Source organism: Caballeronia sp. LZ032 (assembly GCF_031451315.1).
In the GTDB taxonomy this organism is placed as follows: Bacteria; Pseudomonadota; Gammaproteobacteria; order Burkholderiales; family Burkholderiaceae; genus Caballeronia.
The window spans coordinates 514,466-531,865 of the sequence record NZ_JARUXP010000002.1 but is presented as its reverse complement, the minus strand read 5'-3'; the positions used below and the strand labels follow the sequence as shown (position 1 = coordinate 531,865).

General features: G+C 64.4%; 15 protein-coding genes. 11 read left to right on the top strand and 4 right to left on the bottom strand.

From position 1 onward, the window contains the following. Positions 1-231: 231 nt before the first annotated feature. Together glpD and glpK are read left to right on the top strand one after the other, a co-directional pair. On the top strand, positions 232-1,800 hold the full coding sequence (glpD, locus tag QCE69_RS17880) for a glycerol-3-phosphate dehydrogenase (RefSeq protein WP_309932126.1): 1,569 nt from the start codon (positions 232-234) through the stop codon (positions 1,798-1,800). Positions 1,801-1,849: 49 nt separating this feature from the next. Next, positions 1,850-3,379 carry a glycerol kinase GlpK gene (glpK, locus tag QCE69_RS17875; protein WP_309932125.1) on the top strand — a complete coding sequence of 510 codons (1,530 nt, stop codon included), beginning with the start codon at positions 1,850-1,852 and terminating at the stop codon, positions 3,377-3,379. A gap of 21 nt (positions 3,380-3,400) precedes the next feature. Here glpK and QCE69_RS17870 read toward each other — a convergent pair whose 3' ends face one another. Together QCE69_RS17870 and QCE69_RS17865 are read right to left on the bottom strand one after the other, a co-directional pair. Next, the gene (locus QCE69_RS17870; protein ID WP_309921027.1) at positions 3,401-4,045 is read right to left on the bottom strand and encodes a TetR/AcrR family transcriptional regulator; all 645 of its coding nucleotides are present in this window, start codon (positions 4,043-4,045) and stop codon (positions 3,401-3,403) included. Between the two features lie 149 nt (positions 4,046-4,194). Next, positions 4,195-5,082 carry a LysR family transcriptional regulator gene (locus tag QCE69_RS17865; RefSeq protein ID WP_309921025.1) on the bottom strand — a complete coding sequence of 296 codons (888 nt, stop codon included), beginning with the start codon at positions 5,080-5,082 and terminating at the stop codon, positions 4,195-4,197. 109 nt (positions 5,083-5,191) lie between these two features. On the opposite strand from QCE69_RS17865, the gene QCE69_RS17860 reads away from it, so the two are divergent. The 5 genes from QCE69_RS17860 to QCE69_RS17840 are packed head-to-tail and all read left to right on the top strand — an operon-like array spanning position 5,192 to position 10,868. Continuing rightward, positions 5,192-6,085, top strand: a complete 894-nt coding sequence (locus tag QCE69_RS17860) for a CoA ester lyase (RefSeq protein WP_309932124.1) — start codon at positions 5,192-5,194, stop codon at positions 6,083-6,085. 14 nt (positions 6,086-6,099) lie between these two features. After that, positions 6,100-7,290, top strand: coding sequence for a CoA transferase (locus QCE69_RS17855; RefSeq protein ID WP_309932123.1), 1,191 nt, complete (start codon positions 6,100-6,102; stop codon positions 7,288-7,290). Between the two features lie 16 nt (positions 7,291-7,306). Next, positions 7,307-8,116, top strand: coding sequence for an amidohydrolase family protein (locus tag QCE69_RS17850; protein WP_309932122.1), 810 nt, complete (start codon positions 7,307-7,309; stop codon positions 8,114-8,116). A 28-nt stretch (positions 8,117-8,144) separates the two neighbouring features. Then, positions 8,145-9,509: a TIGR00366 family protein gene (locus QCE69_RS17845; RefSeq protein WP_309932121.1), complete on the top strand. Its 1,365-nt coding sequence runs from the start codon at positions 8,145-8,147 to the stop codon at positions 9,507-9,509. Between the two features lie 24 nt (positions 9,510-9,533). Further along, complete coding sequence (locus tag QCE69_RS17840) at positions 9,534-10,868, top strand: 2-hydroxycarboxylate transporter family protein (protein ID WP_309932120.1); 1,335 nt, start codon at positions 9,534-9,536, stop codon at positions 10,866-10,868. Positions 10,869-11,087: 219 nt separating this feature from the next. On the opposite strand, the gene QCE69_RS17835 is transcribed toward QCE69_RS17840, so the two are convergent. Continuing rightward, the gene (locus QCE69_RS17835; RefSeq protein ID WP_309932119.1) at positions 11,088-11,258 is read right to left on the bottom strand and encodes a hypothetical protein; all 171 of its coding nucleotides are present in this window, start codon (positions 11,256-11,258) and stop codon (positions 11,088-11,090) included. Between the two features lie 42 nt (positions 11,259-11,300). On the opposite strand from QCE69_RS17835, the gene QCE69_RS17830 reads away from it, so the two are divergent. Further along, the gene (locus QCE69_RS17830) at positions 11,301-13,580 is read left to right on the top strand and encodes a phosphocholine-specific phospholipase C (protein WP_309921002.1); all 2,280 of its coding nucleotides are present in this window, start codon (positions 11,301-11,303) and stop codon (positions 13,578-13,580) included. A 33-nt stretch (positions 13,581-13,613) separates the two neighbouring features. On the opposite strand, the gene QCE69_RS17825 is transcribed toward QCE69_RS17830, so the two are convergent. Beyond that, positions 13,614-14,552 carry a LysR family transcriptional regulator gene (locus QCE69_RS17825; protein WP_309932118.1) on the bottom strand — a complete coding sequence of 313 codons (939 nt, stop codon included), beginning with the start codon at positions 14,550-14,552 and terminating at the stop codon, positions 13,614-13,616. Positions 14,553-14,837: 285 nt separating this feature from the next. Between QCE69_RS17825 and QCE69_RS17820 the strand changes: the two genes are divergently transcribed. The 3 genes from QCE69_RS17820 (at position 14,838) to QCE69_RS17810 (ending at position 17,394) form a co-directional block, all read left to right on the top strand. Next, positions 14,838-15,581, top strand: a complete 744-nt coding sequence (locus tag QCE69_RS17820; RefSeq protein WP_309932117.1) for a hypothetical protein — start codon at positions 14,838-14,840, stop codon at positions 15,579-15,581. A gap of 230 nt (positions 15,582-15,811) precedes the next feature. Continuing rightward, on the top strand, positions 15,812-16,426 hold the full coding sequence (locus QCE69_RS17815) for a M15 family metallopeptidase (protein WP_309932116.1): 615 nt from the start codon (positions 15,812-15,814) through the stop codon (positions 16,424-16,426). A gap of 152 nt (positions 16,427-16,578) precedes the next feature. Then, positions 16,579-17,394 (top strand): IclR family transcriptional regulator, encoded by an 816-nt coding sequence (locus QCE69_RS17810; protein WP_309932115.1) that lies wholly within the window; start codon positions 16,579-16,581, stop codon positions 17,392-17,394. Positions 17,395-17,400: the final 6 nt, after the last annotated feature.

Genomic DNA, 17,400 nt, shown 5'->3' with positions numbered 1-17,400 from the left:
GAACTATAAGGAACAATTTCGAAAACTAAAAGTTCACTTTCGAAAATATTGGTCAGGGTATACGCTGAGCAAGCTTATATTTCTTCCTCGCTGCCTCTGCTTGTTCTGCGCAGGAATGGCTGGCGTGCAAGCGTCTTTACTTTTTCGCCGTTGTTCGTTAAATTTTCGCAAACGAACATTTCGTTCCTTTGCGTCAACTTCGTGCCGGACACCCTGGAGAGTGAACAGACCATGCAAGGCTTGATCTACGACCTGCTCGTGGCGGGCGGCGGCATCAACGGAGTGGGCATCGCGCGCGATGCCGCCGGACGCGGGCTCTCCGTCTTGCTGGTCGAACAGGACGATCTGGCGTCGCACACGTCGTCATCGAGCACGAAGCTCATTCACGGCGGACTGCGCTACCTCGAGTACCGCGAGTTCGGTCTGGTGCGCAAGGCCTTGCAGGAGCGCGAAACCTTGTTGCGCTCGGCGCCGCACATCATCTCTCCGCTGCGCTTCGTCATGCCGCACATGCCGGCACTGCGCCCGGCCTGGCTGATCCGCGCCGGACTGTTTCTCTACGATCATCTGGCGAAACGCGAACTGCTGCAGGGGTCGAGCGGCATCGACATGCGCCGTCATCCTGCCGGGGCGCCGCTGATCGACAGCATCGAGCGCGGGTTCATCTACTCCGACGGCTGGGTCGACGACGCCCGGCTCGTCGTGCTGAACGCCCTCGATGCACGCGAACGCGGCGCGACCGTGCTGACGCGGACGCGGCTCGTCAGCGCGTCGCGGCAGGAAGGCGTGTGGCACGCGCGCATTGGCGGCGGCGAAGGATCGCTCTCGACCGTGCGGGCACGTGCGATCGTCAATGCGGCGGGTCCGTGGGTCGGTGAGTTGCTGCGCAACGGCATCCACACCCGCGAGAAGCCGCAGCATCGCGTGCGACTGGTAAAGGGAAGTCATATCGTGGTGCGCCGTCTCTTCTCCCACGATGACGCCTACATCTTCCAGAACCCCGACAAGCGCATCATCTTCGCGATTCCCTACGAGCGCGACTTCACGCTGATCGGCACGACCGACCTCGAGTTTCACGGCGATCCGGCGCGGGTGTCCATCGACGCCGAGGAAGTGCGCTATCTGTGCGACTCCATCAATCGCTATTTCAAGCAGAAGATCGCGCCGGCGGATGTCGCGTGGAGCTATTCGGGCGTGCGTCCGCTGCTGGAAGACGAGCACGCGCAGAACGCTTCCGCCGTGACGCGCGACTATCGGCTCGAAACCGATCATCCCGATGACGAAGCCCCGTTGCTCTCGGTCTTCGGCGGCAAGATCACGACCTATCGGAAGCTGGCGGAAGAAGCCGTCGACACGCTTTGCGAGGCGCTTCGACACGACGGCCGAACCTGGACCGCCGGTGTGCCGCTGCCGGGCGGCGACCTGCCTCGTGCGGACATTCACGCGTTCATCGCGGCGTTTCGGTCGCGACATCCCTGGCTGCCTGAGTCACTGGCGCGCCGTTACGCGCATGCCTACGGTACGCGCGCGGACACGCTCATCGGCGCGGCGCGCAGTCTCGACGATCTCGGGCCGTCGCTCGCGCCGGGCATCGCTCTTCACGAAGCCGAATTGCGCTATCTGCGCGACGTCGAATGGGCCAGGACTTCCGGAGACGTGCTGTGGCGCCGCTCGAAACTGGGCCTGCACATCGCGCCGGATTCGCGCCACACGGTCGCCTCCCGCATCGACGACTGGTTCGCCCGGCAGGACGCAGCGGCGACCGACATCGCGGGGCCGTCGCCGGAACACGCGGCCTAAAGCGCACGCGAGGATTGCGCGGGCCAAGAACAATATTCGGAGACGGACAATGAAACGGCGCTTCATCCTGAGCCTCGACCAAGGCACCACCAGTTCACGCGCGATGCTGTTCGACGCCCAAGGACGACTGGTGTCATCGGCGCAGAAGGAGTTCACGCAGCGGTATCCGCGTCCCGGCTGGGTGGAACACGATCCGTGGGAACTCTGGTCGACGCAGTCGGGCGTCGCCGCCGAAGCGCTGTTGCGAGGCGGCGCGGAAGCCGGCGATATCGACGCGATCGGCATCACCAACCAGCGCGAGACGACCATCGTGTGGGACCGGGAGACCGGCAAGCCCGTCCACAACGCCATCGTATGGCAGGACCGGCGCACCGCCGACCTGTGCGACACGCTCAAGGCGGACGGCCTGTCGGCGATGGTGCGCACGAAGACGGGCTTGCCCATCGACGCGTATTTCGCCGCGACCAAGATCCGCTGGATCCTGGACAACGTCGAGGGCGCGCGCGAGCAGGCGGCGCGCGGCAAGCTCGCGTTCGGCACAGTCGACAGCTGGCTCATCTGGAATTTCACGAAGGGCGCGCTGCACGTCACCGACATCACCAACGCGTCCCGCACGATGCTCTTCAACATTCACAAGCTCGACTGGGACGACGACCTGCTCGACGCCTTCGACATCCCGCGCAACCTGCTGCCCGAAGTGTGTGCGTCATCGGAATGCGTGGGCCGCACCGCAGCCGGCGTGCTGACCGCCGAAGTGCCGCTGGCCGGCATCGCGGGCGATCAGCATGCCGCACTGTTCGGCCAGATGTGTACACGTTCCGGCATGGCGAAGAACACTTACGGCACCGGCTGCTTCCTGATGATGAACACCGGCACACAGCCGATCGAATCAAAGAACGACCTCGTCACGACGATTGCATGGAAGCTTGGTGACGAAGTCCATTACGCGCTGGAGGGCAGCATCTTCATCGCGGGCGCGGTGGTGCAATGGCTGCGCGACGGACTGGGCATCATCCGCAGCGCGGCCGAAGTCGAGGCGCTCGCGCGCAGCGTGCCGGACTCCGACGGCGTCTTCTTCGTGCCGGCTTTTGCGGGACTCGGCGCGCCGCACTGGAGCGCCCGCGCGCGCGGCACGCTGTTCGGCGCGACGCGCGGAACGACGGCGGCGCACATCGCGCGCGCGGCGCTGGATTCGATAGCTTATCAATCGGCGGATGTGCTCAAGGCCATGGAAGCCGACTCGGGCATGCATATCGATGAATTGCGCGTCGATGGCGGCGCCTGCGCCAATGATCTTCTGATGCAGTTTCAGTCCGACCTGCTCGGCATCGACGCGGTGCGTCCGCGCATCATCGAAACAACCGCGCTTGGCGCAGCCTGTCTGGCAGGACTGGCAACGGGATTCTGGCCTGACATCGAAACGGTGCAGCAGCAGTGGCAGCAGGACCGGCGCTTCAACCCGTCGATGCAGCCCGCACGCGTGGCGGCCAGCCTGAAGGACTGGCGGCGCGCGGTGGCTGCCGCCAAGGCCTGGGGCGACGACACCGCGTTGCCTGATTCATCGCATCAGAGGGCGTGACGGCGATCGCCCCGGCAAAGCTTATTGCGTCTTCTTGTGCGAAGTGAGATAGGCCAGCAGCATGTCGGTATGCATCGCCGCGATGGCTTCGTAACGCGGCTGCTCGCTATAGTTGCGCCCGATGAACGCATTGATCGAGAAGCGGTTCGACACCACGTAGTACCCCATGCCTACTACCGTGATGTAGAAGTCGAGCGGATCGATGCCCGGCCGGAACTCGCCCGACGCCATGCCGCGCTCGAGGATCTCGCGCATGATGGCAATCACCGGGGAGATGGTTTCGCGCAGCGTGCTCGACCGCTCCAGGTATCGTCCTTCATGCAGGTTTTCGTTATTGATCAGACTCAGCCATTGGGGGTTTTCACGCAGATGATCCCAGATGGACTCGGCCAGCTTGCGCACGGCCTCGGAAGGCGGCAGGCCCGTCAGATCCAGACTGACTTCACGTTCTCCGAAGCGCCCATACATTGTTTCGATAACCGAAACGTACAAGCCTTCTTTACTCGTAAAGTAGTAATAGAGCATGCGCTCATTGGTCTCGGCCGCGGTGGCGATGGCGTCGACTCGTGCGCCGGCCAGGCCGAACCGGGTGAACTGTTCGGTGGCTGCCTCCAGAATGCGCCGCCGTGTTCCCTCCGGGTCTCGCTTTATTTTTGGTTCGCTCATGATAGCGCTCGCTCAGTTATCAATCCGGAAACGGATTATCTGCATTATGCCGCGCATCATTCGACAGTTAGTCAAAGTATGCATGCGGATTGTTGCTGCCTTGACGTCTCTGTGACAAGACGTTCTCCTATGGCTGATCATTCCTTCGTTCACCCCTTCGCAATGCTCGCCGCGACCGCCTCGTCCGCGCAGCGCAGCAAGCCCTGAATCAGCCGCGCGCGCGGCGACGAACGTTGCCAGACCATGCCGAAGCGGCGCGGCTCTGCTTGCATCGGCAGAGCAAGGCGCGCAATGGACAGCGCGGCGGTCATCGGCGAAACGATGTCCGGCACGAGCGAGACGCCCAGTCCGCGATCGACCATCATCGCAATGGCCATCAGCGAATTCAGTTCGAACAGCTCGCGCGGCACGATGCGTGCAGCCCGGAGATAGTTGTCGGCCTGCTTGCCGCCGCCTAGCGTTCGGTCATAGCGGACGAACGGCTCGCGCCGGAGCAACTCATGCGGATCCTCGCGAGCCAGCCTTCCGGGCGCCAGCACGACGAGCGGCTCCTCACGCAGCAGGTGCCAGTCATAGGCCTTCGGCAACGCGAACGACGGATGCAGGCAGATGGCGACATCGAGATCGCCGCGTTGCAGCGTGTCGTACAGCTCCATCGAGGTGCCCGCGCGAATCAGCACCTTGGCGCGCGGAAAGGCGCGCGCAAAGTTGGCGAGCACATCGGGCAGCAGACTCAGCAGCGCCGTCGTGATGGTGCCGATCCGCAGTTCACCGGTCGGCTCGCCTTCCAGCGCGTGTGCCTTGAGATCCGCGATATCGGCAACCAGGCCGCGCGCCCGCTCGATCACGCGATGCCCCGCCTCGGTCGGAATCACCGTGCGGCCCGAGCGCACGAACAGCGTGATGCCGAGCTCGCGTTCGAGCGACGCCATTTGCTGTGCGATCGCCGCCGGCGTCACGCCGACGCGCCGCGCCGCTTCCGCCATCGAACCGGTATCGACGACGAGCAGCAGGTTGGAAAGGAACGCTGATTCCATAACGTAGATTTACTTTTGTTTGAAGATAGACGCGGATAGTTTATCTAAAACCTGAGCCTGCGTAGACTGTTTGATAAAGCAAATACAGTTCAGAACAGTTGGGAGACACATGAGAAGCAAGCTCTTCGTGCCGGCATCGCGCCCGGAACTCTTTGCCAAGGCGCTCGCCGGCGCCGCCGACGCCCTCTCGTTCGACCTTGAAGACAGCGTGACGCCCGAGCGCAAGCCGCAGGCGCGCGCGGACTTGCGCGTACTGCTCGAAAGCAGCGACGCCCTGGCGAGCGACAAGACGCTGATCGTGCGCGTGAACGCGCTGTCCACGCCGCATTTCGCCGCCGATATCGGCGCAGTGGCGCGCAACGGCGTCTCCCTCGTCAACCTGCCGAAGCCCGAACATCCCGACGACGTACTGGCCGCCGCCGCCGCGCTGGAAGCCGCCGAACGCGCCAACGGCGTGAGCGTGCCGATCGGCCTGCTGCTCAATGTCGAGTCGCCGCGCGCATTGCGCCAGGCCGCCGAGCTGGCCGCCGCGCATCCGCGAGTCGCGGGGCTGCAACTCGGGCTGGGCGACCTGTTCGAGCCGCTCGGCATTGCGCGGCGCGAGAACGCGGCCATCGAACAGGCGATGTTCGCGCTGCGCATCGCGGCGGGCGAAGCGAACGTCTTCGCCTACGACAGCGCCTTCGCCAACATCAAGGACGCGGACGGCTTTTGCGCGGAGGCGCAACTGGCGCGCGCGTTCGGCTTCATCGGCAAGAGCTGCATTCACCCGAGCCAGATCGCGATTGCCAACGACGTCTTCCGTCCTTCCGACGAAGACATCGCGCACGCGGTGCGGGTCGTCGTTGCCGCGCGCGAAGCGGATGCAAAAGGTGTCGGCGCGTATGTCGTCGATGGCCGGATGATCGATCCGCCGTTCGTCGAACGCGCGCGCGTGCTGGTCAGCGACGCCGCGCGGCTCGGCCTGCTCTCCGACGAGCAGCGCGCCGTTGCGGGAATTTGAAAGGAGAAGGTTTCATGGAACAGAACATTGGGCGCGGCGGGCCGCTCTCCGGCGTGCGCGTGCTCGACCTGAGCGCCTACATCGCCGGTCCTTATGGCTGCACGCTGCTGGCGGATCAGGGCGCCGAAGTCATCAAGATCGAGCCGCCCACGGGCGACAACCTGCGCAAGTACCCGTCGACGCTCGAAGCGGAAAGCCGCGCGTTTCTCGGCGTGAACCGCGGCAAGCGCGGCCTCGCGCTCGACCTGAAGCAGCCGGAAGCGCTGGACGTGTTGCTCGCGCTCGTGAAGCAGGCCGACGTGCTCGTGCATAACTTCCGTCCGAGCGTGCCGGCGCGGCTCGGCATCGCTTACGAGCAGCTGCGCGAAGTGAATCCGCGGCTCGTGTATTGCGCAGTGACGGGCTATGGCGAAACCGGTCCGAACAAGGACAAGGCGGGCTACGACCAGGTCCTGCAGACGATGACCGGCATGTGTACGCTGCAAGGCCCGGCCGACGGCCCGCCAGAAGTGCTGTACGGCTCGGTGGTGGATTACTACGCGGCGGCGCTGGTGGCGTCGAGCGTGGCGTCCGCGCTGTTCGCGCGCGAGAAAAGCGGCGAAGGACAGTACGTGGGCGTATCGCTGCTGCGCAGCGCGCTGACGATGCAGTCCGCGCGTCTCATCTGGGCCGACGGCGAACCGAAGGACGTAGGCCGCGACATGCGTTCGGGCGGCATCACGGGCATTCATCCGACGCGCGAAGGGTATCTCTATCTTTCCGCGAACACGCCGCATTTCTGGAAGTCGCTGTGCGAGCTGACCGGCCTCGACGCGCTCGCCGCCGACGAACGTTACGACAGCGTGCGCAAGCGTGCGATTCATCGCGATGAAATCGTGCCGCAACTGCATGCGGCGCTCGCGCAGCGCAGCGCGCTCGAATGGGAAGCGCGCTTCGGCGACGCGGTGCCTTGCGCCGCTGCACGCAGCGTGGAAGACATGTTCGACGATCCTCAAGTCCTCGCTGAAGAGATGGTCACGCATTTCGAGCATCCGGGCCTCGGCGGCTATCGCGGCTTCCGGCATCCGGTGCGCTTCGGCGCGACGCCGCTGCCCGAGCCGTTCGCCGCGCCCGCCTTCGGCCAGCACAGCGATGCGCTGCTGCGCGAAGCCGGCCTGAGCGAAGCGGACATCGAAGCATTGCGTGCGAAGCGCGCCGTGCTGTGAACGGAGACCTGCCGCGATGAAATGCGATTCCCACATTCACATCTATGACCGCGCGTTCCTGAAGCAGCCGGAAGCGGATGGCTTCGTCGCCGATGCCGATGTCGCCGCGTATCGCAAGGTGCAGGCGCGCATCGGCACGGAACGGGTCGTGATCGTGACGCCGCGCGTGTACGGCACCGACAACGCCGTCACCGTCGATGCCATCCGCCAGCTCGGTATCGAGCATGCGCGCGGCATTGCCGTGCTGCATCCGGACGTGTCCGACGACGAACTCGCCGCGCTCGACCAGGGCGGCATACGCGGCATCCGCTTCACGCTCTACACGGCCGCGAATGCGGCGGTCGGCTTCGAGATGGTGGAGCCGCTCGCGCGGCGCGTCGCCGAACTCGGCTGGCACGTGCAGCTGCACTGGACCGCGGAACAGATCGTCGAGCACGAAGCGCTGTTGCGCAGCCTGCCCGCGACGATGGTGTTCGATCACCGCGCGCGCCTGCCGCTCGCTGACGGCGTGCGTCACGCGGCCTTCGACATCGTGCGCAGTCTCGCCGACGCGGGCCGCGCCTGGATCAAGCTGTCCGGTCCTTATCTGGATTCGGCGGCGGGCCTGGAGCAACGCTACGCCGACATCACGCCGATGGCGCGCGCCTGGGTCGATGCCCTGCCCGAGCGTCTCGTATGGGGCAGTGACTGGCCGCACGTGACCGAGACGCACAAGCCCGACGACGCCATGCTGCTCGATCTGCTCGGCGAATGGGCCGAGGACGACAGGACCCGGGAACGCATTCTCGACACCAACCCCGCCGTGTTGTACGGCTTCGCGATCTAAAAAGAACAAGACTCACAGGAGACACCGCATGAAATCCACCGCCGCGCCGACGCCCGTGCGCAAGACCCGTTTCACCGAAGCCACCATCCGGCTGTTCGAGCGCACCATTCCCGACCCGTTCGTGCTCGCGATCCTCATCACCGCGATCGTCGCGGTGCTCTCGCTGATCTTCGCACCGCATGCGTCCGTGCCGGGCATGATCGGCGGCTGGTACAAGGGCTTCTTCGGCATCTTCACGTTCGCGTTCCAGATCACGCTCGTGCTCGTCACGGGCCATGCGTTCGCGCACGCGCCGCCGGTGCAGCGCCTGTTCAAGGCGCTCGTGTCGGTCGCGCGCACGCCCGCGCAGGCCGCCACGCTGACCTTCGTGCTGGTGGCCGTGACCTCGTTCTTCAACTGGGGCATGGGGCTGGTCGTCGCGGCGCTGCTCGCGCGCGAAGTGGCCAAGCGCCTGCGCGTGGACTTCGCGTGGATCGTCGCGGCAGGGTTCTCGGGCTGGGTCGTGTGGGCCAGCGGCATTTCGAGTTCCATCGCGCTGGCGCAATCGACGCCAGGCAGCGCGATGAACGTCGTGCAGAAGCTGACGGGCGCGGTGCTGCCGTTCGGCGAGACCGTGTTCACGCGCTTCAATCTCGTGCCGACGCTCGTGATGCTCGTCGTCATGCCCTTCGTGCTCACGTGGCTCAAGCCGCGCGACGAAGACGCCGTGGTGCTCGACACCGACAAGCATCCCGACGCCCCGGTGCGCAAGCGTCCCGAAGGCAAGCTGAGCTTCGCGCAGGCCATCGAGCATTCGTTGCTCGGCAGCGCGTTCATCGGCGTGATGGGGATTGCGCTGATCGTGCTGGCGCAGGTGCAGCACATCCCGTTCTCGGGCGTGAACGCGGTGATCTTCGTGATGTTCATCGGCGGCGTGATCTGCCATGGCTATCCGCTCGCCTATGCCGATGCCATCAAGAACGCCGCGAAGCAGACCGGCTCGATGATGCTTCAATACCCGCTGTACGGCAGCATCATGGGCATGATGGACGCCACCGGTCTCCCCGACGTGATCTCGCACTTCTTCATCACGATCTCGAATGCGCACACGCTGCCGTTCTGGAGCTACATCTGCTCGGTGATCGTCACCTTCTTCATTCCGAGCGGCGGCGGTCACTGGGCCGTGCAGGGGCCGTTCGTGGTGCCGGCGGCGGTCGCGCTGCATGCATCCGTGCCGGCGACGACGATGGCCGTCGCCATGGGCGAGCAGGTCTCGAACATGTTGCAGCCGTTCTGGGCCGCGCCGGTGGTCGCGATGGCGGGCGTCGGCGTGCAGCGCGTGCTCGGCTTCACCGTGATGACCTTTGCCGTGGGTTTGATCGTGTATGGTGCGGCCTTGCTCATTTTCATCTGACCCGCGATGAACGGAGAACCCTCGATGAAGTCCGCCGCACCCTCGGTCGCCACGCGCGAGAACCCGGGCCTGAAAGAACGCTGGTGGCGCGTGTTCGACGTGCGCATCGGCGCGTTGCCGCTGCCGGTCTATGTGCTGCTGATCCTCGTGCTCGGCGCGATGACCGCGCACGGCAAGCTCGCCGCCGACCTGCCGACCGGCATCGCGCTCGTCGCGGTGGGCGGCTTCACCTGCGCCGAACTGGCGAAGCGTATTCCGTGGATCCGTCACATCGGCGCGACCTCGATCTTCGCGGCCTTCATCCCGTCAATGCTGGTGTACTACCACCTGATGCCCGCGCCCATTGCGAAGGCTGTCACGACCTTCACCAGGCAGTCCAACTTCCTCTATCTGTTCATCGCGGCGATCATCGTCGGCAGCGTGCTGAGCATGGACCGGCAGACGCTCGTCAAAGGCTTCGTGCGGATCTTCGTGCCGGTGGCGGCGGGATCGGTGGCGGCGGCGCTCGTCGGCACGACTGTCGGCACGGTGCTCGGACTGGACCTGAAGCACGCGCTCTTTCTCGTCGTGGTGCCGATCATGGCGGGCGGTGTCGGTGAAGGCGCACTGCCGCTCTCGGCGGGCTATGCGCAGATTCTCGGCGTCGAGCAAGGGCCGCTGTTCGCGCAGGTGCTCTCGGCGGTGATGCTCGGCAACATCGCGGCGATCTGCTGCGCGGGTCTCCTGAGCTATCTCGGCACACGCCGTCCGCAGCTCACCGGCAATGGGCGCCTGACACTCGCCCAGGCCGACGACGACGTCACCGAAGCCCGCGCACCCTCCTTCGAGTTCGATGTCAGTTCGGTCGCGGCTGCGGGCGCGACGGCCATCGCGCTGTATCTGGTGGGCGTGCTGAGCCATCAATACTTCGACTGGCCCGCGCCGGTCGTGATGCTCGTGCTGGTGGTCGCGGCGCAGTTCTTCCAGCTCGTGTCGCCCCGCGTGCGCGGCGGCGCGCGCTTCATGTACGGCTTCTTCTCCACCGCCGTGACCTATCCGCTCATGTTCGCGATCAGCGTTGCGATGACGCCGTGGGGCGAGATCGTTGCCGCGTTCCATTGGGTCAACATCGTGACGGCCGTGTCCACGGTGCTCACGCTGACGCTGACCGGCTTCCTCGTCGCGCGCCGCATGGGCATGTATCCGGTCGAGGCGGCCATCGTCAACGCCACGCATAGCGGCCTCGGCGGCACCGGCGACGTCGCCATCCTGACCGCCGCAAACCGCATGGAATTGATGCCCTTTGCCCAGATCGCCACGCGCATCGGCGGCGCGATCACGGTCATGATCGCGCTCGCGGCCTTCGCCTGGCTGCACTAGCCGCTGCAAGGATATTTCCCTCGCCTGGCGCTTCCCCGCGCCAGCTTGACCTCCGCTTATCCCGTCTTTACGAAACCACTTTCCGCACCTTTCACATTTCTGCAAGAAAACCCCGCTAGATTGACGGTCTGAATCAGGCGCCCGGTTCCATCGGCACGAAGCTTGTCCTCAAGTTCGTGTCGTCCGTCGATCAACCCGCTCCATTCACCTCAAGACCACCTACATGACCCGCTTCTTCAAGCCGGGCAGGCCGCTGCTCGCGAGTGCAATCGTTTGCGCTACGCTCGTGCTGACAGCCTGCGGAGGCCATGACTCAGGCTCCGATGCGCCTGCGTCCAGCGACGCTTCCACCTGCAAGACCAGCCACTGCGCACCCGCTCCCTGAGCCACGCCGCCCCTCCCGCCTCTCCCATAACGAGCCCACAAGAACGCATGACTTTCAGTCCATCGAAGAGAAACTTCCTCCGCTCGTCGCTCGGCACGGTCGCATCGGCAGCGGTGCTCTCGACCTTTCCGCCCGCGATCCGCCGTGCCCTCGCCATCGATGCGAACAACGTCACCGGCACCATCAAGGACGTGCAGCACGTCGTGTTGCTGATGCTCGAGAACCGTTCGTTCGACAGCTATTTCGGCACCTTCAAGGGCGTGCGCGGCTATGGCGACCGCTTCGCGATTCCGTCGCCGACGGGTTCGAACGTCTTCTACCAAAGCTATACCAATGGCGGCGCCACCAGCACGCTGCTGCCCTATCATCTCGACGAAAGCCAGGGCAACGCACAGCGCGCCGGCAGCACGCCGCACAGCTGGGCCGATGCGCAAGCGGCTTGGGACAACGGCCGCATGGCGGCATGGCCCACTTCGAAGAAGCCCTTGTCGATGGGTTACTACGAGACCGTCGAAGTGCCGTTCCATCGCGCGCTCGCGGATGCCTTCACGCTATGCGACGCCTATCACTGCGGCATGCATACCGGCACCATCGCCAATCGCCTGTTCTACTGGACCGGTACGAACGGCCCCAACGGCGTGACGCCGGGCGGCAACGTGCCGGTCAGGGTGGCCGCGCTCAACAATGAATTCAACGGCGGCAACGACGTGGGCGCATCCACGGACGGCTGGACCTGGACGACCTATGCGGACCGGCTGCAGTCGGCCGGCGTGAGCTGGAAGGTCTATCAGAGCCTGATCGACAACTTCGGCTGCAACGAGATGATGAGCTTCCGCCACTGGCGCGCGGCCATCGAGCAGATGCCGGCGGAGCGGCGGCCGCTGTATGTCGCGAGCACGGACATCACGCAGGCGGTGACGGCGGCCGGTCCGTTCTACGATGCCTCCATCGACGACCCGCTGAGCCCGCTCGCGAAGGGCTTCGGCAACACCATGCCGCAAGGCTTCCTCGAAACCTTCCGCGACGACATCCAGAAAGGCACGCTGCCGGCCGTCTCGTGGATCATCCCGCCTTCGGTGTACAGCGAGCATCCGGGGCCGTCCAGCCCGACGCAAGGCGGCTGGTACGTGCAGGAAGTGCTCGACGCCCTCACCGCGAATCCGGAGGTGTGGAGCAAGACGGTGCTGCTCGTGAATTACGACGAGAACGACGGCTTCTTCGATCACGTGCCGCCGCCGAGCGCGCCGTCGCATGCGGCGGATAACTCGATGGCCGGCGCCAGCACGCTGTCGGACATCGAAATGGCGCCCGAATACCACAACTTCACGCCGGCGACGAGCAAGCAGCCCGCCAGCGACGGACGGCCCTACGGCCCCGGGCCGCGCGTGCCGATGTGGGTGATCTCGCCATGGAGCCGCGGCGGCTTCGTGAACTCGCAGGTCTTCGATCACACCTCGACGCTGATGTTTCTCGAGAAGCGCTTCGGCGTAGTGGAGCCGCAGATCAGCAGCTATCGACGGGCCGTGTGCGGGGACCTGACGTCGTGCTTCGACTTCGTGAGCCCGAACAGCGCTACGTTGGCGGCCTTGTCGGGACGCACCACAAAAGACTCCGCCGATTCGCTCGCCACCTCGCAGGCAGCGTCTGCGGCGATTGCCGTTCCTGCGGCGACGGCGGCATCGGCGGTGCCCGCTCAGGCCACGGGATCGCGCCCGTCGCGTGCCCTGCCCTACGAGTTGCATACGACGGCGCATATCAGCGCGGGTTCGGGCGGCATCGCATTGGAGTTCGCCAACGGCAGCGCGAGCGGCGTGGGCGCGGTCTTCCACGTGTACGACCGCAATCATCTCGATCTCGTGCCGCGCCGCTATGTGGTCGAGGCGGGCAAGTCGTTGACGGGAACCTGGACCGTGCCCGCCGCCGACAACGGCCGCTACGATCTCTGGGTGCTCGGTCCGAACGGCTATCACCGCGAGTTCGTCGGCAACCTGAACGAAGTGAGCGCGGCGGCGAACCCCGAGATCCAGGTCTGCTATCTGCCGTGCGATGCGACATCTGTCAGCGTGAAGCTGCATAACCGCGGCAACCAGCCCGTGACCTTCACGGCCGCCGCACTCGCCTATCGGACCGATGGACCGTGGAGCAAGACGGTTGCGGCCAACAGCATCGGCGAACTGAGCTGGCCGGTGACCGACAGCGGCAACTGGTACGACTTCACGGTGACGAGCAGCACGTCAGCCGCATTCAGGCGGCGCTTCGCGGGACGGATCGAGAATGGCAAGGATCTCGTCTCCGACCCGGCCATGGGGATGAAGACGGGCGCTTGATGAGCACACGGCGCCCCGCGCGGGGCGCCGGCTTCATTCTTCTTCGTTCAGCGCATCGAGCAGCAGCGGCAGCCATTGCGCGGGCTCGCCCCGGCGATGGATCAGCGCCACGGGCCATGGAGGCAGGCGGGGCGTCATGTTGAGGATCCTGACTTGTTCGTCCACCGCCTGATTCAGCAAGACGAGGGAGGGCAATGCGCTCACGCCGACGTCGTCGGCCACCATTTGCAGGTTCGTCAAGGGCTGCTGCGACTCGATCACCGGAACCGGCGGCGGCAGACCTTCGAGCACGAACATCTCGGCAACGGCGTTGCCGACGATGGAATCCGATGGCGGCAGGACCCAGCGCTTGTCCTTGAGCATGTCCCACCGTACTTCATCGAGCTTCGTCAAGGGATCGTTCACGGAAGCGATCACCACGAGATTCATGGTGAACAGTTTCCGGAACTGAAAAGATCTCACGGCCGAACGGGGAAGCGCGAAAGTCGTGATGACCGCATCCAGTTCGCCCTGTTCCAGCCGAAACAGCAATTCGGGTACGTGCGCTTCCTTGAGCCTGACGCGCAACTGGGGATTCGAGCGAGTGAGTTCGCGAAAGACGACGGGCAGATAACCTTGCGCAATGAAGGGCGCCGCACCGATCTTGATCAGGAGGTCCGGGTGATCGCTGAGTGTTTCGCGACGCAGGCGTTCGAGATCATCCAGCAGGAGCTTGGCGCCTCGCAGGACGGTTTCGCCATATTGCGTGGGCACGACACCGCGGGAATCCCGCTCGAACAGCGCCACGCCGAAGGTTTGCTCCATTTCCGCGAGCGTCTTGCTCAATGCCGGCTGCGTGACATTGAGCTGCTTCGCCGCCGCATTCAGGCTGCGGCACTCCTTAAGCGTTACCAGAATTTGCAGATGACGAAACTTGAGCCAACCAACCAGTCGGTGCGATTTTTCACGACTATTTTCGCCGAATGTGCTCAACGTGATTCTCAAAACTCAAGTGGTTGAAATGTTATCACCAATATCTGGATAAACGCCTTGAATTCTCTTGCTGAATGCGCAATACAACTCGCCGCATTTTCGATTGTTGAATGAATCATTGTTCAAGGCAAAGTCCGTTTTTAACCGTGCAATGCCGTACAAACGATAGCCGGAATCCGGCCTCGCTCAAGTTCGGCCGCGCACTGCCGTTATCCGCCAGAACGGCGAGTCATCGCCTCCTCACAACGTTTGCCGCACGGGCAAACTCACTCGATAAAAACCAGCATGAAACGTGTCGTTGCCCTCTCCGCGCTTACCTTGGTCCTGGCAGGATGTGGCGGAGGCGGCGGCGGTTCGGATGCCGCGCCAGCCACGCCCGCACCGAACGCCGCACAAGGTCTCTATTCCGGCAGCGACGCATACGGCCACACGATCGGCGGCGCAGTGCTCGACAGCGGCGCGTTCTACTTCGTCTATGTCGATACGGCCAGCAACACCTTCGGCCTCGTGCAAGGCACGGCGACTGCCTCTCACGGCACCTTCCAGTCCGACAACGCACGCACCTTCGACATCACTGGCGGCCGCACCAGCGACACCCCGGTGCTCGCCGGCTATAACGGGCGCAACAGCATCCAGGGCGCGCTGTACACGAGCGCGGCGAAACAGAGCAGCAGCACCTTCAACCTGGTGTACGACTTCGCCTATGAACGCCCTATCACGCTCGCGGCAGTCGCAGGCACCTATTCGGGCGCGGCCGGATCCACGCGCGGCGGCGAAGCGACGAGCTTCACCATCGGCCTGGACGGCTCGATCAAGGGCGCCGGACCGAGCGGCTGCACCTATGCCGGAACGACCCGCCCGCACGGCGACAAGAACGTACTCGACGCCACCATTACGTTCGGTGCCGCACCTTGCCTGTATCCGGGCGCGACCGTGACGGGCGCGGTGTTCTTCAACAACAGCGAGCTGCTGGGCGCACTGACGCTGGCAGACCGCTCGGATGCATTCGTGGTTGCCGCCACCAAATAAGGCATGACGACAGTCCGAATAAGCAGGGCTGTCGCGCTTCCCTACATTTTCGTTATGTGCGCCGAGCAGCGCACGCGTGAATCACGCTATTGACGAACAATGCGCGAAGAAACCATGATCGACTGGAGATTCAAACAAGAAACTCATTCACGCTAAAGGAATCTTCAATGCTGACACTGGCGCACCCAAGCATAAAACGAATGGAATACATTGAGTGCGGTGAAGCTTTCGTGAACTTGCAAGGCATTCATGAGCGCATTGCCGTGGACATGAGCCGCCAGCTCATTTCCAGCGCTGGCGATTACTTCTGCTGGTCCCGGCATGATGTGGCGAAGCGGCTCGTCACGGCGGCACGGAGCCTTCCGCCGCACCTTCGGCTGCTGGTGGTCGAAGCGTACCGGTCGCTCGATGTACAGCGCAGCTACTTCCGCGACTACACCCACGTGCTCAAGCGCGACTATCCCTGGCTCGATGGCGATGCCCTCTACGAGAAAGTCAGCCAATGGGTCGCGCCGCCGGAAGTGGGCGGCCATCCGACGGGCGCGGCCATCGACCTGAGCTTGCAGCATATCGATGGCGGTCACGTCGACATGGGCACCGTCCTCAACGCCAACGACGCCGAGTCATCGGGCGCCTGCTTCACTGACAGCGCCTTCATCACGCGTGAAGCCGCCCGCAACCGCGCCATTCTGCGCGATGCCATGAGCGCCGCCGGCTTCGTGAACTATCCGTCCGAATGGTGGCACTGGTCCTATGGCGACCGTTACTGGGCCGTGGTCTCCGGCAAGCCGCATGCGGTCTACGGGCCGGTCGAAGAGTTCGAAGTAGAAGGCGTGCGCGTCTAGCCTCCCAGCGCAAACGGCGTCTCGCATCCCTCGTACAAACCCCAATCTCGCAATTCTGGAAAGTCTTTGCAAACCGCAAATTCTTTCCAATATACTGTGGGCACGCGGTACAAGCGGCAGGAGCCGGTTGCCGGACCAAGCGAGAGGACAGCATGAGTGCGGTGGCGGATCGAATCCTGCGGGTACTGGAAGAGCTGGCGAACGCGCCGGAAGGCAGGACGCTTTCCGAAGTCGCAACCGCGCTCGATGTCCCCGTCAGCGCCGCGCATCGGCTGCTGGCCGACCTGATGGAACAGGACTACGTGCGCAAGGACGAACGGCGCGGCGAGTTCATGCTCACGATGAAACTGCCGTCGCTCGGACTGCGTTTCCTGAGCGCGGGCGGCGTCGTGGACGTTGCCCAGCCGATCCTCGAAAGGCTCGCGTCGACTTCGGAAGAACTGGTCCGCCTCGCCATCCTCGACGGCGAGCAACTGATCTACGTGGCCAAGGCCCAGGGCGCGCGCCAGGGCATTCGCTACGATCCCGAGATGGGCAGGCCCGTCACGCTGTCATGCAGCGCCGCCGGCATCGTGTGGCTGGCCGGCATGAGCGACGAAGAAGCCATGCGCCTGGTGTCCAGACAGGGCTTCGGCGCGCCATCGGACTTCGGCCCGCGCGCGCCGACCACCTTCAAGGCGCTGCTGCCGCTCATCGAAGCCGCGCGCGCCAACGGCTTTGCCACCACCCAGGACATGTTCCTTCCGGCCATGAGTTCGATGGCGACGCCGGTGCGGACGCCGACCGGCGAAGTGCGCGCCATCCTGATCATCGCAGGCCCGATGTCGCGTCTCACCGAAGAGCGCATGAGCGCGCTCGTGCCGGCGTTGATGTCCACGGCGGCTGAACTGTCCGAAGCCAGCGGCGTGTCGCCGATGCTTCGCCGCGCCATGCAGGGTCCCAATTACGCAGTGAGCATGTCGGCATAACTTCGG

Excerpts from the sequence above, each read along its gene's own strand:
- QCE69_RS17865 (WP_309921025.1), bottom strand. The coding sequence starts at position 5,082 with ATGGAATCAGCGTTCCTTTCCAACCTGCTGCTCGTCGTCGATACCGGT.
- QCE69_RS17855 (WP_309932123.1), top strand. The coding sequence starts at position 6,100 with ATGGAACAGAACATTGGGCGCGGCGGGCCGCTCTCCGGCGTGCGCGTG.
- glpK (WP_309932125.1), top strand. The coding sequence starts at position 1,850 with ATGAAACGGCGCTTCATCCTGAGCCTCGACCAAGGCACCACCAGTTCA.
- QCE69_RS17840 (WP_309932120.1), top strand. The coding sequence starts at position 9,534 with ATGAAGTCCGCCGCACCCTCGGTCGCCACGCGCGAGAACCCGGGCCTG.
- QCE69_RS17870 (WP_309921027.1), bottom strand. The coding sequence starts at position 4,045 with ATGAGCGAACCAAAAATAAAGCGAGACCCGGAGGGAACACGGCGGCGC.
- QCE69_RS17845 (WP_309932121.1), top strand. The coding sequence starts at position 8,145 with ATGAAATCCACCGCCGCGCCGACGCCCGTGCGCAAGACCCGTTTCACC.
- glpD (WP_309932126.1), top strand. The coding sequence starts at position 232 with ATGCAAGGCTTGATCTACGACCTGCTCGTGGCGGGCGGCGGCATCAAC.
- QCE69_RS17820 (WP_309932117.1), top strand. The coding sequence starts at position 14,838 with ATGAAACGTGTCGTTGCCCTCTCCGCGCTTACCTTGGTCCTGGCAGGA.
- QCE69_RS17810 (WP_309932115.1), top strand. The coding sequence starts at position 16,579 with ATGAGTGCGGTGGCGGATCGAATCCTGCGGGTACTGGAAGAGCTGGCG.
- QCE69_RS17860 (WP_309932124.1), top strand. The coding sequence starts at position 5,192 with ATGAGAAGCAAGCTCTTCGTGCCGGCATCGCGCCCGGAACTCTTTGCC.
- QCE69_RS17830 (WP_309921002.1), top strand. The coding sequence starts at position 11,301 with ATGACTTTCAGTCCATCGAAGAGAAACTTCCTCCGCTCGTCGCTCGGC.
- QCE69_RS17850 (WP_309932122.1), top strand. The coding sequence starts at position 7,307 with ATGAAATGCGATTCCCACATTCACATCTATGACCGCGCGTTCCTGAAG.